This window comes from Pseudomonas sp. GW823-FHT05G12, assembly GCF_058795575.1.
In genome coordinates, this window is record NZ_CM179501.1 from 4,664,301 (window position 1) to 4,689,704 (window position 25,404).

The 25,404-nt window shown below is 63.3% G+C and carries 27 protein-coding genes, 1 pseudogene and 1 riboswitch; of the genes and pseudogenes, 6 read left to right on the forward strand and 22 right to left on the reverse strand.

Translation table 11 applies throughout. The annotated features are described in order from the left end of the window. Positions 1–581: 581 nt before the first annotated feature. A complete protein-coding gene (locus AC3RCM_RS21275) occupies positions 582–1,001 on the reverse strand; it encodes a tetratricopeptide repeat protein (RefSeq protein WP_014592081.1) in 420 nt (139 codons plus the stop codon). A 950-nt stretch (positions 1,002–1,951) separates the two neighbouring features. Here AC3RCM_RS21275 and AC3RCM_RS21280 point away from each other — a divergent pair. The 3 genes from AC3RCM_RS21280 (at position 1,952) to AC3RCM_RS21290 (ending at position 4,335) form a co-directional block, all read left to right on the forward strand. Further along, positions 1,952–2,176 carry a hypothetical protein gene (locus AC3RCM_RS21280; protein ID WP_010952743.1) on the forward strand — a complete coding sequence of 75 codons (225 nt, stop codon included), beginning with the start codon at positions 1,952–1,954 and terminating at the stop codon, positions 2,174–2,176. 249 nt (positions 2,177–2,425) lie between these two features. After that, complete coding sequence (locus AC3RCM_RS21285) at positions 2,426–2,908, forward strand: hypothetical protein (protein ID WP_003252489.1); 483 nt, start codon at positions 2,426–2,428, stop codon at positions 2,906–2,908. A 146-nt stretch (positions 2,909–3,054) separates the two neighbouring features. Next, a complete protein-coding gene (locus AC3RCM_RS21290) occupies positions 3,055–4,335 on the forward strand; it encodes an OmpP1/FadL family transporter (RefSeq protein ID WP_014592083.1) in 1,281 nt (426 codons plus the stop codon). Between the two features lie 42 nt (positions 4,336–4,377). Here AC3RCM_RS21290 and AC3RCM_RS21295 read toward each other — a convergent pair whose 3' ends face one another. Next, positions 4,378–5,307 carry a LysR family transcriptional regulator gene (locus tag AC3RCM_RS21295; RefSeq protein WP_064491166.1) on the reverse strand — a complete coding sequence of 310 codons (930 nt, stop codon included), beginning with the start codon at positions 5,305–5,307 and terminating at the stop codon, positions 4,378–4,380. A gap of 113 nt (positions 5,308–5,420) precedes the next feature. Here AC3RCM_RS21295 and AC3RCM_RS21300 point away from each other — a divergent pair, with 113 nt between their 5' ends. Beyond that, positions 5,421–5,681 (forward strand): DUF2798 domain-containing protein, encoded by a 261-nt coding sequence (locus tag AC3RCM_RS21300; protein WP_020189978.1) that lies wholly within the window; start codon positions 5,421–5,423, stop codon positions 5,679–5,681. A 143-nt stretch (positions 5,682–5,824) separates the two neighbouring features. On the opposite strand, the gene AC3RCM_RS21305 is transcribed toward AC3RCM_RS21300, so the two are convergent. The 20 genes and pseudogenes from AC3RCM_RS21305 to AC3RCM_RS21400 form a co-directional block, all read right to left on the reverse strand. Beyond that, positions 5,825–6,376 carry a glutathione peroxidase gene (locus AC3RCM_RS21305; RefSeq protein WP_198747596.1) on the reverse strand — a complete coding sequence of 184 codons (552 nt, stop codon included), beginning with the start codon at positions 6,374–6,376 and terminating at the stop codon, positions 5,825–5,827. Positions 6,377–6,422: 46 nt separating this feature from the next. Beyond that, positions 6,423–6,545 (reverse strand): hypothetical protein, encoded by a 123-nt coding sequence (locus AC3RCM_RS21310; RefSeq protein WP_010952738.1) that lies wholly within the window; start codon positions 6,543–6,545, stop codon positions 6,423–6,425. Next, positions 6,542–7,740: pseudogene (locus AC3RCM_RS21315) on the reverse strand (MFS transporter). Before AC3RCM_RS21315 ends, AC3RCM_RS21310 begins: the two are co-directional and overlap by 4 nt. Before the next feature lie 62 nt (positions 7,741–7,802). Continuing rightward, the gene (locus tag AC3RCM_RS21320; protein ID WP_014592088.1) at positions 7,803–8,207 is read right to left on the reverse strand and encodes a MarR family winged helix-turn-helix transcriptional regulator; all 405 of its coding nucleotides are present in this window, start codon (positions 8,205–8,207) and stop codon (positions 7,803–7,805) included. Positions 8,208–8,269: 62 nt separating this feature from the next. Beyond that, the gene (locus AC3RCM_RS21325; protein ID WP_104887159.1) at positions 8,270–9,385 is read right to left on the reverse strand and encodes a glycoside hydrolase family 5 protein; all 1,116 of its coding nucleotides are present in this window, start codon (positions 9,383–9,385) and stop codon (positions 8,270–8,272) included. 227 nt (positions 9,386–9,612) lie between these two features. Further along, positions 9,613–10,335 (reverse strand): adenosylcobinamide-GDP ribazoletransferase, encoded by a 723-nt coding sequence (locus tag AC3RCM_RS21330; protein ID WP_104887158.1) that lies wholly within the window; start codon positions 10,333–10,335, stop codon positions 9,613–9,615. 1 nt (position 10,336) lies between these two features. Then, positions 10,337–10,903, reverse strand: a complete 567-nt coding sequence (locus AC3RCM_RS21335) for a histidine phosphatase family protein (RefSeq protein WP_060546111.1) — start codon at positions 10,901–10,903, stop codon at positions 10,337–10,339. Then, entirely contained in the window at positions 10,900–11,955 is a 1,056-nt protein-coding gene (cobT, locus tag AC3RCM_RS21340; protein ID WP_064491172.1) for a nicotinate-nucleotide--dimethylbenzimidazole phosphoribosyltransferase, read from the reverse strand. The genes AC3RCM_RS21335 and cobT overlap by 4 nt, the downstream gene beginning before the upstream one ends. After that, on the reverse strand, positions 11,952–12,473 hold the full coding sequence (cobU, locus tag AC3RCM_RS21345; protein ID WP_064491173.1) for a bifunctional adenosylcobinamide kinase/adenosylcobinamide-phosphate guanylyltransferase: 522 nt from the start codon (positions 12,471–12,473) through the stop codon (positions 11,952–11,954). The genes cobT and cobU overlap by 4 nt, the downstream gene beginning before the upstream one ends. A gap of 1 nt (position 12,474) precedes the next feature. Beyond that, entirely contained in the window at positions 12,475–13,929 is a 1,455-nt protein-coding gene (locus AC3RCM_RS21350; protein ID WP_064491174.1) for a cobyric acid synthase, read from the reverse strand. Then, a complete protein-coding gene (cobD, locus tag AC3RCM_RS21355; RefSeq protein WP_064491175.1) occupies positions 13,926–14,918 on the reverse strand; it encodes a threonine-phosphate decarboxylase CobD in 993 nt (330 codons plus the stop codon). The genes AC3RCM_RS21350 and cobD overlap by 4 nt, the downstream gene beginning before the upstream one ends. Next, positions 14,911–15,819, reverse strand: coding sequence for an adenosylcobinamide-phosphate synthase CbiB (cbiB, locus tag AC3RCM_RS21360; protein ID WP_064491176.1), 909 nt, complete (start codon positions 15,817–15,819; stop codon positions 14,911–14,913). Before cbiB ends, cobD begins: the two co-directional genes overlap by 8 nt. Next, entirely contained in the window at positions 15,816–16,466 is a 651-nt protein-coding gene (gene bluB, locus AC3RCM_RS21365) for a 5,6-dimethylbenzimidazole synthase (protein WP_064491177.1), read from the reverse strand. The genes cbiB and bluB overlap by 4 nt, the downstream gene beginning before the upstream one ends. Continuing rightward, positions 16,463–17,758, reverse strand: a complete 1,296-nt coding sequence (locus tag AC3RCM_RS21370; RefSeq protein WP_104887154.1) for a cobyrinic acid a,c-diamide synthase CobB — start codon at positions 17,756–17,758, stop codon at positions 16,463–16,465. The genes bluB and AC3RCM_RS21370 overlap by 4 nt, the downstream gene beginning before the upstream one ends. Next, a complete protein-coding gene (gene cobO, locus AC3RCM_RS21375; RefSeq protein ID WP_003252448.1) occupies positions 17,755–18,366 on the reverse strand; it encodes a cob(I)yrinic acid a,c-diamide adenosyltransferase in 612 nt (203 codons plus the stop codon). Before cobO ends, AC3RCM_RS21370 begins: the two co-directional genes overlap by 4 nt. A 120-nt stretch (positions 18,367–18,486) precedes the next feature. Next, positions 18,487–18,707: riboswitch (cobalamin riboswitch) on the reverse strand. A gap of 122 nt (positions 18,708–18,829) precedes the next feature. Next, positions 18,830–19,363 (reverse strand): C40 family peptidase, encoded by a 534-nt coding sequence (locus AC3RCM_RS21380; protein WP_014592098.1) that lies wholly within the window; start codon positions 19,361–19,363, stop codon positions 18,830–18,832. Positions 19,364–19,503: 140 nt separating this feature from the next. Then, positions 19,504–20,142 (reverse strand): C40 family peptidase, encoded by a 639-nt coding sequence (locus tag AC3RCM_RS21385; RefSeq protein ID WP_020193409.1) that lies wholly within the window; start codon positions 20,140–20,142, stop codon positions 19,504–19,506. 127 nt (positions 20,143–20,269) lie between these two features. Next, positions 20,270–20,977, reverse strand: coding sequence for a DnaA regulatory inactivator Hda (hda, locus tag AC3RCM_RS21390; protein WP_003252443.1), 708 nt, complete (start codon positions 20,975–20,977; stop codon positions 20,270–20,272). Positions 20,978–21,216: 239 nt separating this feature from the next. Next, positions 21,217–22,290 carry an AI-2E family transporter gene (locus AC3RCM_RS21395; RefSeq protein WP_104887153.1) on the reverse strand — a complete coding sequence of 358 codons (1,074 nt, stop codon included), beginning with the start codon at positions 22,288–22,290 and terminating at the stop codon, positions 21,217–21,219. Between the two features lie 12 nt (positions 22,291–22,302). Beyond that, positions 22,303–23,370, reverse strand: a complete 1,068-nt coding sequence (locus tag AC3RCM_RS21400; RefSeq protein ID WP_104887152.1) for a DUF2066 domain-containing protein — start codon at positions 23,368–23,370, stop codon at positions 22,303–22,305. A gap of 320 nt (positions 23,371–23,690) precedes the next feature. Between AC3RCM_RS21400 and purM the strand changes: the two genes are divergently transcribed. Continuing rightward, a complete protein-coding gene (gene purM, locus AC3RCM_RS21405) occupies positions 23,691–24,749 on the forward strand; it encodes a phosphoribosylformylglycinamidine cyclo-ligase (RefSeq protein WP_003252437.1) in 1,059 nt (352 codons plus the stop codon). Then, a complete protein-coding gene (gene purN / locus AC3RCM_RS21410) occupies positions 24,749–25,402 on the forward strand; it encodes a phosphoribosylglycinamide formyltransferase (RefSeq protein ID WP_014754253.1) in 654 nt (217 codons plus the stop codon). Before purM ends, purN begins: the two co-directional genes overlap by 1 nt. The last annotated feature ends 2 nt before the right edge of the window (positions 25,403–25,404 follow it).

Below are 25,404 nucleotides of genomic sequence, written 5' to 3' on the forward strand. Positions count from 1 at the left end.
ATGCTGGCCAGATCCACTGTCATGCTTACCCCGAACGCTCTGATGCAAATTGAGTGCAGCTTATCAGCCTGATGGGTGTGTTGCCTGCATCCGCCTCTTCGCGGGCAAGCCCGCTGCGCAAGCCTGAAAGAAAAGCCCGCGCGGTCGCCCGTAGGAGCGGGTTCACCCGCGAAGAGGCCGGCCCTACTGGCCAATTTCCACCCGCCGTTCACCGTCGCAGCCGCCACCGTATTCGCGGGTAAACCCGCTCCTACACACGCATCGGGGGTTGAACACAGGCCGCCGTAGGAGCGGGTTTACCCGCGAAAGGGCCGGGCCTGCTGGCCAATTTCCACCCGCCGTTCACCGTTGCCGCCGCAACCGTATTCGCGGGTAAACCCGCTCCTACACACGCATCGGGGGTTGGACACAGGCCGCCGTAGGAGCGGGTTTACCCGCGAAAGGGCCGGCCCTGCTGGCCAATCCCCACCCGCCGTTCACCGTCGCAGCCGCCACCGTATTCGCGGGTAAACCCGCTCCTACCACGGTGGTGAACACACATAGGTGATTGCTCGCAAAAGGGCCCGCGCAGGCAAAAAAGCTCAGGCAGGAAACCACTGTCGCAACAACCGCCGCGCTTCCTGCGATCCCTGCCCTGCCGCAAGCTCAAGCCAATAGCGCGCCTGCTCCGGCTCGTTGTGCTGACACAGCCGGGCGTATTCCAGCTGCGCCCGCCGATCCCCTGCGCGGGCAGCCTGACGCAGCAGCTCATGGCCTATACGCCGGTCACGGGCGTTGCCACAATCTCGGCACAGCATCTGCCCCAGGCGGCTCTGCGCCACAACCACACCTTGGCGCGCCGGCTGCTTCAACAAGCGCCCGGCCAGATGCTTGACCTGAGGGTTGTCGCCCAGGCGCGGACTGTCGAGCAACCACAGGGCCACTTTCAGGGAAAAGCGTTTGGCGGGAGGTGCAAGTGTCGATGCAGCAGGGCTGGCGAGGTTTTTACCGCGAAACTTCATGAGCAACAGGTTTGGTAACTCGAAAGGCGCGCCACTCTACTCTTTTTTTTTCGCCCTGGCCTGTCGATTTCTGGAGGATTGAAAAAAAATTCCATGATCTTTTCTTGACGTTTTCAGGTGGATGACCAACCAGTCTGTTGGAGCATGGCAATTGTCGGACAGTCCATCCCATTGCTGGCACGCCCGTGCTAGAGCAAGCGCTCGGGACAATCCACAGTTCCTGTGGATAACTCGGTGGACAACCCCCTCTCACACCCCTCAAACCCCCGTGAATTGGGGGCTTTGGTCAAACTGACGATTTTTTCACCAGCTAAAAATAGTGTTTTTTTTCATTGACTTAACCACGCAGTCAAGGCATTGGCGAGGCTGCCGGGTGGTGTTACCAGGCCGTTACAAGCGCTGCCCCGAATGTGAACAAGTGCACCATAAACCTCCATTTGGGTGCACGAAAAGGGCACATCGGCCGGCATTCGGGCCATTTACCCCCTCTTCCCAGCAACGAAAATTCGCGCCATACTGCGCGGCTCACCTGAACAAACGTAGCGCTTGCCAAACATCTGCACTTCCGGTAAGGTGCCCCTCGTTAGTACCAAGCTGAAAGTCAATTCTGGCCGCAAGCGTCCTTGCAGACTCGCTCCCCCCAAGAGCGTCCCTGCTGAAACAAGGACCGGCCCATTCAATGATTCACTCGCCAGCCTTACGCTGCGCAAGCACGAATCACATGACAGATTGATCAGGATCCCACCTCGACGGCCTAGAACCTTGGCCCCGGCGTGCTGCCTGCCTTCCGAAGTACCTACCAGTCAGCCCAAGCGCCTACATTTGATTGCGCCCCCTCTGGCTGCCCTGTTCCAGTCAGGTTCGTTCGTCCCTTAATAAAGGCGTCACTGGAACGTTTCTATCATGCACGGATCATAACCCCCGTGTTTAAAGCAGGAACCTCCAACAATATGCAAACTCATCATCAGATTCAGGCTGCCATTGGCACCCTCTCCCAGGCCTTCTCGCCGTTGAAGTGCCTTATCGTTGCCCCACGCAAGGGCAGCTTCAGCTTTACCTTGGTAGACGAACACGGCGTTGCCTGCCATACCGAACGCCTGTACCACGAACAGTACAGCCGCCATGAACCGCTGCAGGCGGTGATCGCCCGGACGCGTCAGTCGCTCACCGCGTGACCGGCGAATACCGAGGTATTCAAGCGCTGAATCCTCCGATCGCAAGACTGCCTGAACGCTCTGGGCGTAATTGCCTTAGGGCATATAGCCCGGAGCATCAGGCAGCAATCGATTTAAAAACAGCTCTTTACACCACGATTATCACACTACACTTCAACTCGAGCGGTGCTTTCCGCTCCCGGCGGGCCTGATCATTCACCAGCTGCCAAGCTCCAGCGCCCGTCCGGCCCTTACCTGCTCGAGGGCATCATGGGTATTGCGGCGAATGAATTGTGTCAGTATGTGATCCGACCCACCCTGGTCTACCTGAACCGTCACTGCGCCAGCGCCGAAGCCTTGCTCCTGGGTATCGCCGCCAGCCAGTCAGCACTCGGCTCAGCCCTGCACGACCGACGCGGGCACGGCCTCTACCGCATCGGCGAACATCGTCACCAGGCGCTCTGGGACGAATACCTGGCCCGTGACCCCGACCTCGCCAGCCTGGTCCGCGGCCTGGCCAGCCAGCACGCCTTCCTTGGTGGCCCGCACCTGGAGCTCACCGTCAACCTGCGCTATTCCACTGCCATTGCCTGGATGCTCATCGAAGAGCAGGCCACCCCATTGCCTGCGGCGGACGATCTGCTGGCACTGGCGCGTATCTGGCGCCAGATTTTCAACCCCCAGGGTCGTCTGCGCGACTTCACCCATGCCTGGCATGCCTGCATAGATCAGAAATTGCCACAGGCATCTTGAGACGCGTCCTACAAGTAACCCGGAAAAAATGGAATTTTGGTCGGATTGTCCTACAAAACCGCTCTAACTCCTGCGATTGAGCCTATAGCGCAGCGCGTGATTTGTTGGTAGCTTTTCGCCCCGGAGACCCAAGGAGTTTTCTAATAATGAAAAAAGTAATGCTCAAAACCTCCCTCGGCGTAGCCGTTGCGCTTGCTTCCAGCCAACTGCTCGCCGCCGGGTTCGCGCTGAACGAACAAAGTATCAGCGGCATGGGAACCGGTTTTGCTGGGCGCTCGTCTTCTGCCGACGATGCCAGCACTGTGTATGGCAACCCGGCCGGCATGTCCCGCCTCAAGCGCGAACAATTCACCGTGGGCGGCGCTGCCGTCATCGCCAAGACCGACATATCGGGCCCAGGTAGCAACTTCGGGGGGGAAACCGATGGTGACATGGTGCCTCTCGTTGGCGTACCCATGGGCTATTACGTCAAGCCGATTGATGATCACTGGAGCGTTGGCTTCGGCGTTTACGTGCCATATGGCCTGATCACCGACTACGGTAGCGATGACGCTGCACGCTACTGGGGCAAGAAGAGCAAGGTCGAGGTTGTCACCTTCCAGCCAACCGTCAGCTACGCCTTCAACGACAAAGTGTCGATCGGTTTTGGCCCGACTATCAACCGTATCAAGGGTGAACTGGGTTCGAACCTGAGCAGCAAGGCCCTCCTGGGGCCCAATGGCCCTGACGGCGAGACCAAGATCAAGGGCGATGACACTGCGATTGGTTACAACATCGGCGTTCTGGTGCAAGCTACGGACCGTACCCGTCTGGGCCTGACCTATCACTCGATGGTCGACTACAAGCTTGAAGGCAATACCCGCGTTTCCTACCCGATTCCACAGCTTGGCCTGAACGGCAGGTTCGACGCCAGCCTGAAGATCAAGACGCCAGAGTCAGTGGACTTCTCGGTCACTCATGAACTGGATGACCATTGGACACTGTATGCGGGTAGCACCTGGACGCGCTGGAGCCGCCTGGAAAGCATCGTCGTCGAGAACGAAGCGCCGGCAGGCTACCCGTTGAAGACCATCACCGAAGAGCAGAACTGGCACGACACCTGGGCCCACGCCATTGGCGCGTCCTACAAGGTGAACAAGGAGTGGACCCTGCGCGCAGGCTTCTCCGTCGACCAGTCGCCCACCAACAACCATGATCGCTCGCCACGCATTCCGACTGGCGATCGTAAAGCGGTCAGCTTTGGTGCCGGCTGGAGCCCGAACGATGACATGACCATCGACGTTGCCTATTCGTATCTGTGGGAAGAGGATACCAAGGTCAACAACCTGCCAAGCTCGCAACAACAAGGGCTGTTGAAAGGCAGCTACCAGGCCAAGTACGAGAACAGCGCTCACGGTATCGGTGCATCCCTCACCTACCGCTTCTGATTCCTGTGCGTTACATGAAAACCGCCCTCGTGGCGGTTTTTTTCATGCCTGCACTTGCCAGCTGTCGCCCAGGCATTCGCGCAGGTAGTCCATGAAAGCGCGCACCTTGGTGGTCATGGCAAAGCGATCGGCCAGGCACAGGTAGATGTCCATGGGCTCGGTCTGGGCGTATGCCTGGCTGCTGTCGCAGTATTCGAACAGCGGCACCAAGGCCCCCGACGCCAGGTGCGGCCGCACGATGAACTCGGCCAGACGGGTGATGCCACCATCGTGCAAGGCCATCTGGGTCAGGACATCGATATCGTCGCTGATCAATACACTGCCGAATTCCGCTTCGAAGCGCAGGCCGTCCCGCATGAAGCCCCAGCGCAAGAAGCGGCCATCCACCGGATAGCGAAACACAAGGCAACGGTGCCCGCGCAAGGCCTCGGGCGTGGCAGGTACGCCAGCACTTTGCAGGTAACCGGGTGAGGCACAACAAATGAACGGGATGCGGGCAATGCGCCGGGCCAGCAGCTGGTCTTCGAGCTGCGGGGCAATGCGCAGGCTCACGTCAACGTCTTCACGGGCATGGTTGACCCGACGATCAGTCGTTACCAACTCTATCGAAAGTAAAGGGTAGCGGGCACTGAAAGCAGGTATCAACGCCGCCAGCACATGGCGCCCAAAGGCAGAGGTCGAGGCGATGCACAGCCGCCCCTGAGGCTCGCTGTCGGGTGTTGTCACTGCCTGTTCGGCCAGGGCCAGATCACGCTCGATATGCTTTACACGCTCGTAATACTGGGCGCCAGAGGGCGTCAGGGCCATGCTGCGTGTGGTTCGGCTGAGCAGGCGTACTTGCAGGTGGCCTTCCAGCCGCGCCAGGTTCTGGCTGACGGCTGCCGGACTGAGGCCGAGGATACGGGCACCAGCAGCGATGCTACCGGCCTCGACCACCTTGATGAAGCAGCGAATGGCGTTGAGCAGGTCCATGGTGAGCGCTTGGATTCGTAAGTGTTTCTTTATAAAGAACTCAATGCTGCCGGTCTACAGCTGCAGGGTGCAGGTTGCTAATCTGCGCTTCCACTCAGCTTTCAGGAGTTCGCATGAGCAATCTGTCCCGGTCGCGCAGTCGACGTAAATTGCACCCGGTCGCTACTCCCTACGTTTTCGCGTTCTACATGTCGTCGATCATGGCGCTGCTGATGTGCTTCGTGATCACGGCGGCCAATGCCGGGTTTACCCCTGAGTATCTGGGCAATGTGCTCAAGGCCTATCAGTTGGCGATGCCGGTGGCATTTGTGTGTGTGCTGCTGGTCCGGCCGGTGGTGGTGCGGTTGGTGGCGATTACCGTGCACGCACGGTGAAGTGACCAGCAGCCAGCCACTTCCTGTTCTTGATCTTGATCCCGCGACTTCAGGAGGACGGCGTAAGGCCTACTGAAGTCGCAATCTGCGTCGCCTGAACTGCCTCGCGCTTAAAAGCAAACGCCGCAGCAAGCGCAGCCTGGTTACTGCTGTGAGGCGATGGCCTTTTCGATAGCGGCGCGGAACGCGGGATCATCCGGTTTGGTCAGGCTAGAGAAGTTACCGATCACCTTGCCCTTGCGATCGACAACATACTTGTAGAAATTCCACTTCGGCGCACTGCTCTGGCTGGCCAGTTCCGCAAACAGCGGTATCGCATCCTTGCCCCGCACCGCCTGCGTCTTGGTCATCGTGAAGGTGACACCGTAGTTGGCATAGCAAACCTTGGCAGTCTTCTCACTGTCGGCGTCTTCCTGCTTGAAGTCATTGGACGGCACGCCGAGCATTTCCAGGCCTTGGTCGTGATACTCCTTGTACGTCGCTTCAAGCCCCTCGAACTGCGGGGCAAAACCGCAATAACTGGCGGTATTCACCACCACGAGCGGCTTGCCGGCAAAGCGCTTGCACAGCTCGACCTGCCCCTTGCCGCGCAATTCCGGCAGGCTACCCTGCAACAATGCCGGGCAATCTGCAGCCCAGCTCGATGTACTGGCAAGCAGGGCCAGCACCGGCACCGTCAACCAATGTGCACGCATGACTCGTTTCTCCCGCATGACAATCCTTGAGCTTGCAGGGTAGCGCCTAACACACACTCATGCCCAGTTGCATCAGCGCCATCCCACCCTGATGCCAGCCCCACCACACCAGTGCCAGCAGCAACAGAGCGGCAATAGCCAACAGGCCGCGTATCAGGTAGCGGTTCATACAGCCTGGGCCTGCAGGCGTGAAACCGGGCGTTCGCGCACCGGCCAGTTAAGGGCAGCGGCCAGCAAGCTGAGCAGGATGGAAATCTGCCAGACCAGGTCGTAGCTACCGGTGCGGTCATACACTATCCCACCCAGCCAGCCCCCCAGGAACGCACCCAACTGATGGAACAGGAACACGATACCGCCCAGCATGGACAGGTTGCGCACCCCGAACACCGTGGCCACGGTCCCATTGGTCAGCGGTACCGTGGACAACCACAGAAGGCCCATGGCAATGCCGAACAGGTAAGCACTGAACTCGCTCACCGGCGCCCACAGGAACAGCACGATCACCACCGCACGCAGCAGGTACAACCCGGTCAGCAGGCGCGGCTTGGACATGCGCCCGCCCAACCAGCCTGCGGTGAAGGTACCGACGATGTTGAACAGGCCCACCAGCGCCAGCACTGTCGTACCGGTGGTCGCAGCCAGGTGCTGGTCAACCAGGTAGGCCGGCAGGTGCACGCCAATGAATACGACCTGGAAGCCACAGACAAAAAAGCCCAGTGCCAGCAACCAGAAGCCGGAGTGCGTGCACGCCTCGCGCAGCGCCTGGCCCAGGGTCTGCTCGGCACCGTGACTGGGTAACGGGCGATCGCGCAGCAGACAGACGAAAGGCACGATGAACGCCACCAAAAGGCCCAGTACCAGCAACGCTGCCGACCAGCCCAGCCACTGAATCAGGCCTTGGGTGCCCGGCAACATGGCGAACCGAACGACCCGGCGGCGCTGGCGATCCCCATGGCCATGCTGCGCTTTTCGGCCGGCACTGCACGCCCGACCACACCGAGGATGACCGAGAACGACGTGCCGGACAGGCCGATGCCGATCAGCAAGCCCGCACTCAGCGACAACGACCAGGGCGAATCAGCCAAGCCCATCAAGATCAAGCCGACGGCATAAAGAATACCGCCGATGATGACCACCCGCGCCGCGCCAAGCCGGTCGGCCAAGGCGCCAGCGAACGGCTGCGCCAGGCCCCAGATCAGGTTCTGCAAGGCAATGGCGAAGGCAAACACCCCACGCCCCCAGCCAAAATCAGTACTCATCGGCTCCAGAAACAGGCCAAAGCCGTGCCGTACGCCCAGAGACAGCGCCAGTATCAAGGCCGCCCCCACCAACACCCATCCGCTGGTTCGCCACACCGAAGTCATTGTCATTATCTCCAGCACATCGCAAGGTTTGCGGGTATATACCCGCTTATAGTCGTATCAAATCAGGCCAGTTGTTCCAGCAGTCGCACCAGTTCATCCCGCTGCCCCACCCCGAGCCGTTCAACCAGCTCTTTCTGGGCCTGCTCCCAGGCCGGGTGGGCAACGTGCAGCAGTTGCTTACCCGCCGCGGTCAACAGCACCACGCGGTTACGCTGGTCGTCGCCCTCGCCCAGTGCTACCAGCCCATCCGCCTCCAGCACACGCAGGTTGCGGCCCAGGGTACTGCGCTCGAGCCCCATGGCTTCTGCCAGGGCTGTGATGCTGGGTCGGTCGAGCCGCTGCAGGTGCCGCAGCAGAGAAAACTGGGCAACATTGACCCCGAAGCCGGCAAGGGCTTCGTCGTAATGCCGGCTCACGCCGCGGGCGGCGCGACGCAGGTGGGTACAGATGCATTCACTGGTCAGCATGGATACGTGTATATACCCGCGTACGGAGTGTTGCAAGAAGTTTCACAAGGAATAGAGAAGCGTCAGTCCGGGTTCAAGCGCCTGCGGATCGGCTCGAACTCAACCGTGGCCTTGCGCGCCAAGGGGTCTGGCGCGCCCTGCTCGACCGCTTGCCAGTAGCGCCACGGCACCTTCGCCGTGCCCAGTTCGTAGTCCATGCCATCCCAGTTGTCTTCACGAAAGCTATAGAACGCCCAGTGCAACCGGTTGCGATCCAGCACGACGAGTACATCTTCAAGGTACTGCCGACAACCCGGCAGCCTGCGCATGCAGCCAAACTCGCCCACCACCAGACGAGAAAGCGGTAGCCCCACGGCCTCAGCCCATGCCAGCGGCTGGCGCAAGTAGCCTTCAACTCGCCGGCCATCCCACAGCTGTGTCTGCCCGGCAAAAGATACGGGGCCTGGATAGGCGATGGGCTGTTTGCGCGCCATGTTCGGCGCACTGGTTGCGGCATAGGGCTCATACATGTGCACGCTGTACAGCACTCGCGGGTCCTCCAGCGGCGCCGGCCAGTAGCCGAACGCGTCTGCGCCTGCATACCAGCCGGCATCGACCATGATCGGCGTATCAGCGTCTTCTTCGCGGATGGCCGCTATCAGTTGCCGGTACAGCAAGGGCAGATCGCGCGCACCGCCCTGCGCTTGCGCATACCACTGCTGCATCTGCCCAAGTTCGGCATGTTCAGCCAGGCCACCCTGTTTCTCCGGTGCTGGCTCATTGATCAGGTTGTAGGCCGCGATGGCCGGATGACTTTTCAGTTCACGCGCCATATCTCGCCAGAACGCCGCAGCCTGGGACCAGTAGCGTTTGTCTTGCCACAGGCGATCATCGAACTGGCCCTGGTTGTTTTGCGACCAGCGCATACCCGGTAGCGAGAGTGGCGCGATGACCACCTTGAGCCCCGCCTGGTGCGCCCGGTCGAGGGTGGCACGCAGCACAGCCAGGTCGGCGTCGGGCAGGCCTTCATAGGTATCGGCGCTGCCAAGGAGGAAATCTCGTCTCACCGGTTGCCATTTGTCGTACGACAGCCGCACCCATGTGGCGCCGTACCCCCTCAGGGCATCGAAGTAGGCTTGATCGGGTGGCAGCCGGTTGAAGCTGTTGCCGCCGTGGCGTGGGGTGTCCCAGAACGCCATGAGATCTGCAGCAGTGGCTGGGAGGGTGGACAGGACCAATAGACTGGCAAAGATCCAGTGACGCACGGAAAGCCTACCTGGTTGCTTGGGGGACGCTGAGGATACGCCGACAAGCAAGAGGCAGGCGCTACCGGACCGTTTCTGGAAGTTACTGGCTCCCTCCACACCTATGGCCTGCTGCGAAAGCACTGCAAAGCAGCCGCTAAAGGGTCGTCCAGATCAAGCGCTCAAAGCCCCAGCGCCAACCCGAGCACGACGGCCAGCTCCAGCAGCTCCAGCAACGCACCGGCGGTATCACCGGTGGTCCCGCCCAGGCGCCGGCACATCAGATGCCGCAACCAGGCAAACACCGCCAGCGCCAGCAGCACGCTCCATCCGCCCAGAAAGAGGCAGAACAGCACACAAACCAGCAATACCCACCCCGCCGCGCGGCGGGGCATATGTTCGGCCAATGCCTGGCCCAACCCGCCAGGTCGCACATAAGGTGTACAAAGGAACAGGCCCAACATCGCCGCCCGCCCGATCAACGGCGCCAGCAGCAATTGCGCCCCGATGCCCTGCCCGACCAGCACCCACAATGCGCAAAACTTCAGCAACAACACCAAGACCAGGGTGACCACGGCAATCGGCCCACTGCGCGGGTCTTTCATGATCCGCAAGGTGCGCTCACGGTCGCCGAAACCACCGAGCCAGGCGTCGGCACTGTCCGCCAGGCCATCCAGGTGCAAGGCACCACTGAGCAATACCCACAACGTCAGCAGCAAAGCCGCATGCAGCGGCGACGGCGCACCCTGTAGCAGGTGACTGGCCAACCACAGCAACAAGCCGAACAGCAGCCCGACCAGCGGGTAGTACAGCAGCGAACGCCCTACCTCACGCGGTGCCGGCATGCCCGGCAGGCTCACCGGCAGGCTGCTGAGAAACTGCAGGGCGATCCAGAACGGCAACATCTCAGGGCGCCTCGACCAGTTGCCCATCGCCACCCGGCACCAGCCGCATCAACGCGCCATGGCCAACCTCGACCTGCAGCAACTGCTCCCTGGGCAAGCCACGGGCACGGGCCAGTAACAGCCGCATCACGCCACCATGGGTCACCAGCAGCACGCGCTTGCCGGCATGCTGAAGGCGCAAACGCTCGACAGCCGCCAGCACCCGTTCGGCAAACGCCTCGACCGGCTCGCCATTGGGCGGTGTGAAGGCGTAAGGGTCGGCCCAGAAACGGCCCAGTGCATCGGCCTGGTGCTCCATGATCTGCGCGGCACTTTGGCCCTCCCAATCACCGAAGTGCAGTTCCTGCAGGGCGGGCTCACGCTGCACTGGCAGGTTCAACTGCGCACCCAGCTCATCGGCGAAACGCCCACAGCGTTGCAGCGGCGAGCTGACCAGCACCTGCCACGGGCCGGCGTCGGCCACGGCGCGGCGCATCTGCGCCCAGCCCTTGTCGGTCAAGGCATCATCAAGGCTGCCACGCAGGCCGCCCTGTTCCGTTTCACCATGGCGCAGCAAGTCGAGGATCATGCCGGGCGGTCCGCCACCGCGGCCTCGGCAAAGGTCGCCATCTGCCCATGCAGCGCACAGGCCAGGCGCAACAGCGGCACCGCCAGGGCAGCGCCACTGCCCTCACCCAGGCGCAAGCCCAAGGCCAGCAAGGGCTCGGCCTGCAGCGCAGCAAGCAAGGTCTTGTGCCCAGGCTCAGCCCCCTGGTGAGCGAACAACAGCCAGGCTCGACACTGCGGGTTGAGGCGCACTGCCACGAGCGCAGCGACACTGCAGATAAAGCCATCCACCAGCACTGCGACACCCGCCTGCGCGCAACCGAGGTAGGCACCCGCCAACGCCGCGATCTCGAAACCGCCAACACAAGCCAGTGCCTGCAACGGGTCTTCAGCATGCAGGCCATGCAGGCGCAGCGCCCTCTCGATGACTTCAGCCTTGTGCTGCACCCCGGCGTTGTCCAGGCCGGTGCCAGGGCCGCTCAGCTCCGACGCCGGACACCCCAGCAGAACACTGGCCAAGGCTGCGGCGGCTGTGGTGTTACCGATGCCCATCTCGCCACCGATGAACAGCTGTGCGCCCTGTTCGGCGGCGCGCTGGGCACTGTCGCGACCGGCCTGCAAGGCCGCTTGCAGCTGGTTTTCGGTCATCGCGGGTTGACGGGCAAAGTTGGCAGTACCGGTGCCCAGGCGCAGATGGCGCACGCCGGGCAGCTCCAACTGCGCGTCAATGGTGCCCAGGTCGACCACGTCCAGGCTGGCCTGCAGTTGCCGCGCCAGCACACTGATCGCCGCGCCCCCGCCGACGAAGTTGCGTAGCATCTGCCCGGTCACCGCCTGCGGGTAGGCCGAGATGCCCTCTTCGACCACGCCGTGGTCGCCGGCAAAAATGCTGATGGCTACCTGATCCAGCGCTGGTCGTTCAAGCCCCTGCAGGCCAGCCAGCTGAATGGCCAGCTTTTCAAGTTGGCCGAGCGAGCCAGCAGGTTTGGTCAGTTGCTGCTGCCGGGCGCGGGCCTGGTCCATGGCGGCGTTGTCGAGGGGTTGGCAGGCATCACGCCACCAGGCTTGGGTCATAGTGCAGGTCCTTTGAGGATTAGGGGCAGGCCGGCCACGGTCAGCACGACACGCTGACAGCGTTCGGCCACGGCCTGGTGCAGCCAGCCGGCCAGGTCGACATAGCGCCGGGTCAGCTCGCCCATGGGCACGACGCCCAGGCCGGTTTCGTTACTGACCAGGATAAGGGTGCCAGGTAACTGTTCCAGGCATGCCAGCAGGGCATCACGCTCCTCGGCCAGGCGCTGGTCATCTTCCAGCATCAACAAATTGGTCAGCCACAGGGTCAGGCAATCCACCAGCAGGCAGCGCCCTTCGGCCGCTTCGGCGCGCAGTACCGCGGCCAGGGCCAAGGGCTCTTCGATCAACCCCCAGTCATCCGGCCGGCGCTGACGATGCAGCAACACGCGTTCGTTCATTTCGCCATCCAGCGACTGACTGGTGGCGATGTAGGTCACCGGCAAGCCGCTGGCGCTGGCCAGTTGTTCGGCCAGGCGGCTTTTGCCAGACCGGGCGCCGCCGAGAATCAGGTTACGCATGTCAGGCTACCCCACACAGTTGGCGCAACTGCGCGGTGTCCAGGTGCTTTTCCACCAGATCGGCCAGGCGCTCGATGTCGTGTTCGCGCAACGCTTCGTAGTCGATAACCTGCACATCCTCCAGCCCGGCCCAGCGCAATAGCGCAGCACACGACTGGCTGCCTTCGAACAGGCCATGCAGGTACGTGGCGAGGATCTGGCCATCGGCACTGACAGCACCATCATGGCGGCCATCAGCCAGTTGGACCGCAGGTTGCGCCAGCGCAGGCCCCGTCGTAACGCCAGCATGAATTTCATAACCGGTTACCGTTGCCGCTTCAAGGCTCAGCGTGCCGGCCACATTGCGCAGTTGCTTCTCGGCTTCGAGCACCGTGGCATAGTCGAGCAGGCCGAGCCCCTGGCTTGAGCCTGCGGCCCCCTCCAGCCCCAGCGGGTCATGCACTTCCCGCCCCAGCATCTGCAGGCCACCGCAGATACCGATCAGCTTGCCGCCATAGCGCAGGTGCCGCTCGATGGCCGTGTCCCAACCGCGCTCGCGCAGTTGTGCCAGGTCGCCGCGCACGCTCTTGGAGCCTGGCAGGATGATGAGGTCGGCAGCCGGAATCGGCTGGCCCGGGCCAATGAACTGCAAGTCCACCTGCGGGTGCAGGCGCAGCGGGTCGAAGTCGGTGTGGTTACTGATGCGCGGCAGCACTGGCACGATCACCTTTAGCACTCGCTCGTGCTTGACGCCTTGACGCACATCGATACCGTCTTCGGCTTCCAAGTGCAGGTCGGTAACGTAAGGCAGGACGCCCAGTACCGGTTTGCCGGTGCGTTGTTCCAGCCAGTCCAGCCCTGGCTGCAGCAGGGCAATGTCGCCACGGAAGCGGTTGATGACAAAACCTTTGACCCGCGCCTGCTCACTGGTCGACAGCAATTCCAGCGTGCCCACCAAGTGGGCGAACACACCACCGCGGTTGATGTCGGCCACCAGGATCACCGGGCAGTCCACCGCTTCGGCAAAGCCCATGTTGGCGATATCGCCGGCACGCAGGTTGATCTCTGCCGGCGACCCCGCACCCTCGACCATGACCACCGGGTACGCGGCACTCAGGCGTTGGTGAGACGCCAGCACCGCTTGCATGGCAGTGGTTTTATAGTCGTGGTAGGCCACTGCATTCATGCTGGTGACCGCGCGACCGTGGATGATGACCTGGGCGCCGGTGTCGCTGTTGGGCTTGAGCAGCACCGGGTTCATGTCGGTGTGCGGTTGTAGCCGGCAGGCCTGGGCCTGCACCGCCTGGGCCCGGCCGATTTCACCGCCATCAGCCGTCACCGCGCTGTTCAGCGCCATGTTCTGTGGCTTGAAGGGCACCACAGCGACGCCCTGGCGCAACAGCCAGCGGCACAACGCGGTCACCAGTGTGCTCTTGCCTGCGTCGGAGGTGGTGCCTTGCACCATGAGGGTGGTCATGCCGTTTCCTTCTGATAAGCCGCCAGGGCCTGGGCCAGGCGCTGTTCGTCCGCCGTGCAGGCAGGCAACCCCAGGCGCACTGCCGCTGGCTGTTCGAACAGCCGTACCAGGATGCCGCGCCGGGCGAGAAATTCATGCAGCCGCGCAGCATGCTCGCTACGCACGTACTGGAACAGGTCGCAGCCACCACTAGGCGCCAGGCCGGCACTGCGCAATACGTGCGCAAGCCGCTCGCTGGCAGCAGCACAGCGTTCGGCCTGCGCGCGCTGGGCAGTCTCATCAGACAGGCTGGCCTGGGCCAGCACCCGGGTCGGGCCGTTGACGGTCCAGGGTCCGAGCAGCTCGGCCAGGCGCAGCAGCAAGCTGTGTTCGGCGGCAACGAAGCCCAGGCGCACGCCGGCCAAGCCGAAGAACTTGCCAAACGAGCGCAGCACGATCAGCCCCGGGCGTTCGGCGCAGTCCACCACGCTGTCCGCCGGGGTGTTGTCCATGAATGCTTCGTCGACCAGCAGCCAGCCACCGCGAGCAGCCAGGCGAGCATGCCAAGCCAGCAGGCGTTCGCGCGACACCCGCTGGCCGGTCGGGTTGTTGGGGTTCACCAGCACCAGCACATCGAGGCCGTCGAGCGCAGCCTCGACTTGCGCTTCATCCAGCGCCAGCAGTTGATGCCCCGCCCGTTGCCAGGCATAGGGGTGTTCGGCATAGCACGGCGTCAGCACGCCAACCCGGGCGGTTGTACGCAGCAGCGGCAAGGCCTGGATCGCGGCCTGGGAGCCGGCTACCGGCAGCAACTGGCGGGCGCCGTAATACAAGCGCGCGGCGTCCTCCAGGCCGTCCTCGGTTTCCGGCAGGCGGGCCCAGGCGTCGACGGGAATCGGCGGGACAGGAAATGGCCAGGGCGCAATGCCGCTGGACAGGTCGAGCCACTGCTCGCGGGGGATACCGTATTGCTGCACCGCGCGTAACAGGCGGCCACCATGTTCAAGCATTGATATAGGCCCCCAGGCAGATCATCAGCAGCCACAGCCACACGCCGCGCTGCACCAGCTGCCAGCCGCGCTCGATGGCATCGGCATCGGCCACTGGCCCCTCGCCCAGACGCGGCCGCTCATGCAGTTCGCCGTGGTACACCGCCGGGCCACCAAGCTCGACGCCCAGCGCGCCGGCGCCGGCAGCCATCACCGGCCCGGCGTTGGGGCTGTCCCACAGCGGGCCCTGCTTGCGCCAGCAGGCCAGGGCCAGACGGGTCTTGCCCAACAGGGCATAAGTCAGGGCCACCAGCCTTGCAGGTATATAGTTGAGCACATCGTCGATGCGCGCCGCGCACCAGCCAAAGCGCTCGAAACGTTCGTTACGGTAGCCCCACATGGCATCCAGCGTGTTGCTCAGGCGGTACAGCACCACACCGGGCGCACCGGCCACCACAAACCAGAACAACGCGGCGAACACTGCGTCGCTGCCGTTCTCCAGCACCGACTCGGTCGCCGCTCGGGCCACCGCGGGCTCGTCCAGTTCGCGCGTTTCGCGGCTGACCAGGTAGCCAACCCGGCGCCGAGCCTCCGCCAGGTCGCCCTGGCGCAAGGCATTGGCCACCGGCAGCACATGCTCGCCCAGGCTGCGCATCCCCACCGCGCAGTAAAGCGCCAGCACATCAACCAGCCAGCCAATATATGGCAGCCACGAAAGGACCAGCGCCACCAGGGTCAGCGGCACCACCGCCAGAAACCACGCGCTCACGCCGTGGCTGCGCCAGCCGCGCCCCCCCGCATTCAGGCGGCGCTCCAGGTTGCCGGCCATGTTGCCGAACGCCACCAAGGGGTGGCGGCGCTGTGGTTCGCCCAGCAAAGCGTCCAGGGCCACCCCGGCCACGGTCAGCAAGGCCACGCTCATTGACGCTCTCCCCATTGGTTTTCGTAAAGCATTTCACTCAGGGGCCGCTCTTCGGCCCAGCTTTCCTGCACCAACATCGGCACCGGATAGAACTCGGCGACCGGCCCAAGGCACAGTACCGCAACCGGCTTGGCCCCGGCGGGCATGCCCAGCAGCGCGGACAACGCCTGCGGGTCGAACAGCGACACCCAGCCCATGCCCAGCCCTTCGCCACGCGCGGCCAGCCACAGGTTCTGGATGGCACAGGCCAGCGAGGCCAGGTCCATCTCCGGCAGGGTGCGGCGGCCGAAGATGTGTGGCTCGCGGTTGTCCATCAAGGCCGCCACCAGCAGCTCGGCACAATCGTTTATGCCCTCCACCTTCAACTTCATGAAGGCATCGGATCGCTCGCCCAACGCTTCGGCCGTGCGTACCCGCTCCGCTTCCACCAAGGCCTGGATGCGCCCGCGCAGGTCACGCTGGGTGATGCGGATAAAGCGCCACGGCTGCATAAGCCCGACACTGGGCGCCTGATGCGCGGCGGCCAGCAAGCGGCCAAGCAGTTCGGGCGCCACCTGGCCACCCGCAAAATGGCGCATGTCGCGGCGCTCGCCGATGACCCGGTAAATGGCGGCGCGCTCGGCGTCGCTGTAGGCGTGATCATTCATGGTCGCAACAGCGCCGCCGCCGCATCCGGGCAGGAAGGGAAATAGAAGTGCACGTAAGAGGCCGTCAGCCGGCCCAGACGATAAACCGCCTCGTTGCCCCGCCCGCCGTTGGGGCTCAGACCCCGGGCGATCGGTTCCAGCGCAGTGCTGGTCAGCGAATGGTGATAGGTGTGACCGTGCAAGGTCCCCTCCGGCAGCTCCACCGCCTGCAGCGCCAGGGCAGCCAGGCGCTTCTGCATGGTCGCCTCACCCGGCAGCAGGCCGAGAAGTTCGGCACGTTCGCCGGCCACATCAGTCAGGGCATCGAGCAGGTACAGCATGCCGCCGCACTCGGCCAGCAATGGCTTGCCCTGCGCGTGGTGGGCGCGGATCGCCTCGCACATCGGTGCGTTGGCGGCCAGCGCATGGTGATGCAGCTCAGGATAACCACCCGGCAGATACAGGCTGTCTACCGCCGGCAGTTCGTGGTCGTGCAGCGGCGAGAAGAACACCAGCTGGGCACCTTGGTTGCGCAACAGGTCGAGGTTAGCGCCATAGATGAAGGCGAACGCCTCGTCCCGCGCCACGCCAATGCGCACACCGGCCAGCGAGGCAACGCTGGCTTGCGGTTCCGGCTCGGCAAAGCTGACTGGCGGCGGCAACGCCGCATCGCAACTGGCGCCCAGCGCTTCGGCGGCAGCGTCGAGGCGGGTGTCCAGGTCATTCAGCTCGCTGGCCTGCACCAGGCCCAGGTGGCGGCTGGGCAGCTCGATGCCGCGCTCGCGGGACAAGCCGCCATACCAGCGCAAGCCCTCGGTCAGGCTGCCTTCGAGCAGTTGCGCATGACGCAGGCTGCCTACCCGATTGGCCAGCACGCCGGCGAACGGCAGATCGGCCTGGTACCGCGCCAGGCCCAGGGCCAGGGCGCCGAAGGTCTGGGCCATGGCTGTGCCGTCGATCACCGCCAGCACCGGCACGCCAAAGTGGCGCGCCAGGTCGGCGCTTGACGGGGTACCGTCGAACAGCCCCATCACCCCTTCGATGAGGATCAGGTCAGCCTCGCCAGCAGCTTCCCACAGCAGACGACGGCTTTCCTCGGCACCGATCATCCACAGATCCAGCTGATACACCGGCGCGCCACTGGCCCGTTCGAGAATCATCGGGTCAAGAAAGTCGGGCCCGCATTTGAACACCCGCACCTTGCGCCCGAGGTTGCGGTGCAGGCGGGCCAGCGCAGCAGTGACGGTAGTCTTGCCCTGGCCAGAGGCCGGCGCCGCGATCAACACGGCGGGGCAGTGCCGCGATCGACTCACAGTTCGACGCCTTTCTGTGCGCGGATACCGGCCTGGAAGGCGTGCTTGAGCATGCCCATTTCGGTCACGGTGTCGGCCAGTTCGATCATCTCGGGCTTCGCAGCGCGGCCAGTGACAATCACATGCTGCATGGGCGGGCGGGCCTGAATGTCGGACAGTACCTGGTCCAGGTCGAGGTAACCATGTTTGAGGGCGATGTTGAGCTCGTCCAGCACCACGAACTGTACACCCGGGTCCTGCAGCAACTGGCGCGACACCGCCCAGGCGGCTTGCGCAGCGGCGATGTCACGCTGGCGGTCCTGGGTTTCCCAGGTAAAGCCCTCGCCCATCACGTGGTAGCGCACCTGTTCGGGGAAGCGACGGAAGAACAGCTCCTCGCCGGTGCTGTTGCGGCCCTTGATGAACTGCACCACACCGCATTGCATGCCGTGGCCCAAGGCGCGCGCGAGCATGCCGAAGGCCGAACTGCTCTTGCCCTTGCCATTGCCGGTCAGCACCAGCAGCAGGCCACATTCGTTAGGGGAATTGGCGATGCGTTCGTCGATGACCGCCTTCTTGCGCTGCATGCGCGCCAGGTGGCGTTCGTCGCGTTCGGTGGAATCGCTCATCAGGGTTCTCCGCTGGCTGGCACCACAGCAATGCGCGGCGACAGGTAATAGGCAGGCAAACGGAGAACGCGCAGAGGCCATGGCTGGGCGCCACGGTGCACCGCGCATCACCCTCCGTGATGCCGTTGGCAGTATCAGGCCGGTCTCCGGGCTTGTGAGTGGGCCTTGGCCCTGGCCTGCGCGCCTTCCCGGATGCTGGCACCCAGTGGCCCTGCGCGGCCTTTTACTCATCCACCGTTGCGGGGGCAGCGCCGGAATCGCGCCATGCTGGCGCCCACCGGCTTCCCAGTTTCACCCTGCCCAGTCGGGGCTGGCAGGGCACCTGAAACACGCCGCGAAGGTTAGAGGGTTGCACCGGGAGCGTCAATCGAAGCGGGTGGTCTGGCGGGTGAGCAAAACACCTTGAATCCAGGCAGCCGGTATCGGCCCCGAGCCCGAGGGGGCCGCTAGACAGGCATGGACATCAAGGGTTCTGTGCCAGATGCCCTTGCGGAATCACCCGCTTGGCCTGCAGGTAGGCCTTGGCCCAGTAGCTGTTTGACAGGTAGTCCAGGCGCACGGTGCCACCGGTGGAAGGTGCATGTACGAAGCGGCCGTCCCCGACATAGATGCCGGCATGGCTGACCTGCGAGCCGCCACTGGTGGCGAAGAACACCAGGTCACCAGACTGCAGCGAACTGACATCCACCGTCGGTGCGCGCATGACAATCATCTCTCGCGTCGAGCGCGGCAGGCTGATGCCAGCAGCATCACGGTACACATACTTGATCAGGCCGCTGCAGTCGAAGCCGGAGTCCGGGGTATTGCCCCCCCAACGATAGGGCGTGCCTACCAGACCAATGGCGCGAATCAGCACGTCATCGGCAATCGGTGAAGGACTGGGCTGGCTATAGGTAACCTGCGGCTGTACCACAGGGGCCGGCGCAGGCGCACGGCTGGAGCATGCAGCCAGCAAGGCTGCCAAGGAGAGAAATGCGAAGCGCGCCATCTTTACCATGGCCAGAACATCCTGTCTGAGACCGCTGCGCTGCAGCCGAAAAGAGTTGAGAGTTTAGATTAGACGCTTTCTGTAAATGCGCACGGCGGCGAGCTTTTTTTCAAAGCATCACCGCCGCGGCAGGGTACATCATTTTGATATCAGTTGCGCGCGATGTTGGTCGGCGCCATGGCCAAGGCGCGCTTGGCTTCAATGAAGGTCTTGCTCCAGTAGCGATCACCGAGGCTGTCGATGCGCACACCGCCACTGCGGCGGCTGCTGGAATGGATGAACTGGTTGTCACCCAGGTAGATGCCGGCATGGCTTACCCGGCCGCGGCCATTGGTGCTGAAGAACAGCAAGTCACCTGGCTTGAGCTTGTTGCGGGCCACTTTCGGCGCATCGACGTTGATCATTTCACGCGTGGAGCGCGGCAGCGTCATGCCCGCCTCTTCGCGGAACAGGTAACCGATGAAGCCACTGCAGTCGAAGCCAGACTTTTCCGAGGTACCACCAAAGCGGTAGCGGGTGCCGATCAACGACATGCCGCGCTCGAGAATGCTGTCAGCCAGAACCGGCAATTGGTAAGGCTTGCCGCCGGAGAAAGACGCCAGGTCATCTTCGGTGGCCAGCTCTTCCGGCTCGCCGAATACCGACGAGGAAGAGGCCTTGGCCTTGATTGCCGATTGTGCAGTGATCGGGGTGTGATCCTGGGGCTGAGATACCGGGCCTTGGGCCGCGCAGCCAAAAAGCAGGGTCACGAGTGCGAGTGGCACGAGGGGTGCGAAGCGCTTCAGCATGGGCACGACCGTGTCTGTAATCCTTTAGAAGGGTGAAACTATGCCCTCTATCATGGCCATTTGCAAATTTTATCGAAAAAGATGTGACTTTTTTGTTTTACCGCTCTGGCCCAAGGTTTTCAGGGGGTTACCAGCCGAGGGTTTCCTTGAGAAACGGAATGGTGAGCTTGCGTTGTGCCTGCAGCGACGCCTGATCGAGGCGCTCGAGCAAGTCGAACAACGCGCTCATGCTCCGCGCGCCACGGGTGAGGATGAAATGGCCGACTTCGTCGGTCAGGTGCAGGCCACGGCGCGAAGCTCGCAGCTGCAAGGCGCGCAGCTTGTCTTCGTCGGACAGGCCGCGCATCTGGAACACCAGGGCCAGGGTCAATCGCGACTTCAGGTCCGGCAGCTTGATCGGCAGCTCACGCGGTGATGCCGAGGCAGCCAGCAGCAAGCGTCGGCCGCTGTCGCGCAGGCGGTTGAACAAGTGGAACATGGCCTCTTCCCAATCCGCCTTGCCGGCGATCACATGCAGATCGTCGATGCACACCAGTTCGTACTGGGCTAGGTAGTCGAGCAGTTCCACGCCACGGTCGAGCAACTGCGCCAGCGGCAGGTAGACAGCGGGCTCGCCACGTTGCTGGAAGCGATGGGTGGCGGCCTGCAGCAGGTGGGAACGGCCAACACCCTGCTTGCCCCACAGGTAGATAAGGCTCTCGGTCCAGCCGGCGTCGGCTTCGCATAGCCGCTCGACGTAACCCAATGCCGCAGCATTGGCGCCCGGATAGTAGTTGATGAAGGTGGCGTCATCGCGCAGGCGCACACCCAGGGGCAACTGGATCGGTGGTTTCATGCTCGCGGGCGGTCGACGGGACCGCTGGGGGCCTTTGGTGAACAATCTGCAAAGTCTATACCCGCAACGCGGGGCGCACAATCTCGACTGCAGATAGGGCAAGCAAAATCAACAAGTTGCGCAGCACAAGCGAGCGGCGGATGCAGGACAAACCGTGCTCAGCGCCCGCGAGATCGGGCGCCGCGAGGCGACGCTCAATTTCGCGGGCGCGAAACAGCTCAAGACGAAACACAGGGTGTTCAAAGCTCCGGGTCGATGTTCCCAGCGTACATATCCGATTCCTTGTACAGGGCATGCACATGCCGCAGCAGCACCATGATCACCGCCGCCACCGGCAGCGCCAGCAGCACACCGGTGAAGCCGAACAGTTCACCACCGGCGAGGATGGCAAAGATCACCGCAACCGGATGCAGGCCGATGCGATCGCCCACCAGCAGAGGGGTCAGCACCATACCCTCCAGCGCCTGCCCGACCATGAACACCGCAACGATGCCCAGCATCGGGTACAGGTCGCCACCGAACTGGAACAGGCCGGCCACCAGCGCGGCACCAATGCCAATGATGAAGCCCATGTACGGCACGATGGCCGCAAGGCCTGCAAGCATGCCGATCAGCAGACCGAGTTCGAGCCCCACCAGCATCAGGCCGGCTGAATAGATGACGCCCAGGGCCAGCATCACCATCAGTTGCCCGCGCACGAATGCCCCCAGCACTTCATGGCATTCACCTGCCAGGCCCATCACCTGCGGCTCGCGCTGGCGCGGCAACAGGCCGCGCAGCTTGCCCATCATCAAGTCCCAATCGCGCAGCAGATAGAAGCCCACTACCGGGATCAGCACCATGTTGGCCAACCAGGCCACCAACGCCAGGCTTGAGGCAGTGGCCTGGGACAGCAGCATGCCGACGATATCGGTGGTCTGCCCCATGTGCGCGCCGATGGCGGCCTTGATCTTGTCGAATTTCCAGAAACCATCGGCCAGGCCAAGGCGGCTCTGTACCCACGGCAGTGCGACATGCTCCAGCCAGTCGAGCATCTGCGGCGCCAATTCGTACAGGCGCACCAACTGCTTGGCCAGCATCGGCACAAGCACCAGCAACAACGCCAACAGCAACAGGGTGAACAGGCCGAACACCACCACCACACCCCAGGTACGCGAAAGCCCCAGGCGCTCGAGACGATCGACCAGCGGGTCGGCCAGGTAGGCCAGCATGATGCCGACCAGGAACGGCGTAAGAATATTGTGCAGGCTATAAAGCAGCACAGCGATCAGCAGTGCAGCGCCCAGCCAGATCCAGCGACGCATGTCAGTCACGGCAAGCGCCCCTTACCAGCGAAAACGCAAGCCGTCGAACGGCTTGGGTACTGGCTGCGCAGGCGCGGGCTTCGCGGCTGCGGCGTCCACTGCCGGTGCTGGCATGGCCGGCACCGTCGGTGCCTGCTCGACCGGCACTTCCTGCAGTTTGGCCAGGCCAAGCTGGGCACGTAGCTGTTCACGATTGCCCGTAACCCCGTAGGTCAGGGTAGTGCCTTCAGCCGCCTGCAAGCGTGGGCCATAGGGCTCCAGCACGCGGGCCAGCTCGGCATAGCGCTGCAGATTCATGCCCTGCACTTGCACCTGCAACTGGCTGCTGGCACCCGGCCGGGTAACGTAGCGTGGCGCCAGGCGGCTGCTTACCGCCATCATCACCGCGTCAGCCAAGGCGGCCTGGTCGGCGCCCTCGGCAGTGCCCTGCTCACGCTGGTCGCCCAGCCACAGCTGCCACTTGCCCTGCCACTTGCCGTCGGCTTCCTGGGCATGTACCGCCAGCAAAGCATCGGCGCCGTAGCGCTCGGAAGCTTCGCGCAGCGGCGCCGGATCGTTGCCTTCGATCTGCTTGGCATTGGCGACCAGCTGCTCCTGCAAGTCGGCCAGCGGCAAGCGCAACGGCAGACCACGGTGCTGGGCGGCGCGGCGCAGGGGTTGGGCACTGGCCTGGCCATCACCGACCAGGCTGCTGCCCTCAACGGTGTCGTTCAACCACCACCCCAGTATCGAGGGCCGGTTACTGCCCCACAAAGCCAGGCCAGCCTTGCGCAAAGCCCGCTCGGTGCTACCGGGGTCGAACTCGACCACTACTGACTCGGGCGGGCCGGCTTCGCTGCCCACCTGGTTGATGATTTGCTGTGGGTCCTTGCGCAGCTCGGCCAATGCAGGGCTCTGCACGGCCTTTGGGTCACCGGTCAGACGCTGCACCAACGTGTCCAGGGCTTTGACTGTGGCTGCGGTACGGGCTTCGGCACCCGGCCCGGTGACCGGCTCGCGCACCTGATAAAGGCCGGAGACATTTTCAGCCAGGGCCGTGGCCGAGATCAGGGCCAGGCAACCAGCTGCCAGAATATTGAACAAACGCATGGAGGATTCCTGTCCAGTCGACCTTCAAGCCGTAAGCTTCAAGCTGCAAGAAAAAGCAGGCCGAGTGCCGGGCTGCATTGTCGTGCAGCGTAAAGCTCGTTGCTTGCAGCTTATACACATGCAACCACATCAACCACCCTCCAGCTTTTTTCAACAATTACCGCCCTGCCCGTCGGCCTGAGGATGGCCGCTGCCCGGCAACCCTGATAAAATCGCGCGCCTTCACAGACCACTGACGTTTCAGACCGCCGCCGCTTATCAGCCGGCCTTGGCCGTCATGGTCGTTTTTAAGAATCCCTCCCTCCTAAAGGCCTGGATCAATGAGCAAGCAACCCTCCCTGAGCTACAAGGACGCCGGTGTAGACATCGACGCCGGCGAAGCACTGGTCGAACGCATCAAGGGCGTGGCAAAACGCACCGCACGCCCTGAAGTCATGGGTGGCCTGGGCGGCTTCGGCGCCCTCTGCGAGATCCCGGCCGGCTACAAGCAGCCGGTGCTGGTCTCCGGCACCGACGGCGTCGGCACCAAGCTGCGCCTGGCGCTGAACCTGAACAAGCACGACAGCATCGGCCAGGACCTGGTCGCCATGTGCGTCAACGACCTGGTCGTGTGCGGCGCCGAGCCGCTGTTCTTCCTCGACTACTACGCCACTGGCAAGCTGAACGTTGACGTGGCCGCCACCGTGGTCACCGGCATCGGCGCCGGTTGCGAACTGGCCGGCTGCTCGCTGGTCGGTGGTGAAACCGCCGAAATGCCTGGCATGTACGAAGGCGAAGACTACGACCTGGCTGGTTTCTGCGTAGGCGTGGTGGAAAAGGCCGAAATCATCGACGGCTCCAAGGTTGCCACCGGTGACGCGCTGATCGCCCTGCCATCCTCGGGCCCGCACTCCAACGGCTACTCGCTGATCCGCAAGATCCTCGAAGTGTCGGCTACCGACATCGAGAACACCCAGCTGGACGGCAAGCCGCTGACCGACCTGCTGATGGCGCCGACCCGCATCTACGTCAAACCGCTGCTGCAGCTGATCAAGAACACCGGCGCAGTCAAGGCCATGGCCCACATCACCGGCGGCGGCCTGCTGGACAACATCCCGCGCGTACTGCCGAAAAACGCCCAGGCCGTGGTTGACGTGGCCAGCTGGCAGCGCCCGGCGGTGTTCGACTTCCTGCAGGAAAAGGGCAACGTCGACGAGCACGAAATGCACCGCGTACTGAACTGCGGCGTGGGCATGGTCATCTGCGTGGCCCAGGACCAGGTCGAAGCCGCCCTGAACGAACTGCGCGCCGCCGGTGAGCAACCGTGGGTAATCGGCCACATCGCCGAAGCCGCCGAAGGCGCTGCCCAGGTCGAGCTGCAGAACCTCAAGGCACACTGATGCCGAGCAAGACCTGCAATGTAGTGGTACTGCTGTCGGGCTCCGGCAGCAACCTGCAAGCCCTGATCGACAGCTGCCAAGGGCAGGACAGCCCGGTGCGTATCCGCGCGGTGGTTTCCAACCGCGCCGATGCCTACGGCCTGCAACGCGCCGCAGCGGCCGGCATCGACAGCGTCGTGCTCGACCACACCCAGTTCGACGGCCGTGAAGCCTTCGATGCCGCGCTAATGGCGCGCATCGACGGCTTTGCCCCGGACCTGGTCGTGCTGGCCGGTTTCATGCGCATCCTCAGTGGCGGCTTCGTGCGCCACTATCAGGGCCGCCTGCTCAACATCCACCCGTCGCTGCTGCCCAAGTACAAGGGCCTGCATACGCATCGCCGGGCATTGGAAGCTGGCGACGCCGAGCATGGCTGCAGCGTACACTTCGTGACTGAGGAACTCGATGGCGGCCCACTGGTCGTACAGGCTGTGGTACCGGTGGCGTCTGATGACACCGTCGAAAGCCTGGCACAGCGGGTACACCATCAGGAACACCTGATCTACCCACTGGCGGTGCGCTGGTTCGCTGAAGGGCGCTTGCGTCTTGGCGAACAGGGTGCATTACTGGACGGCCAGCCACTGGCGGCCAGCGGTCACTTGATTCGATCCTAGGA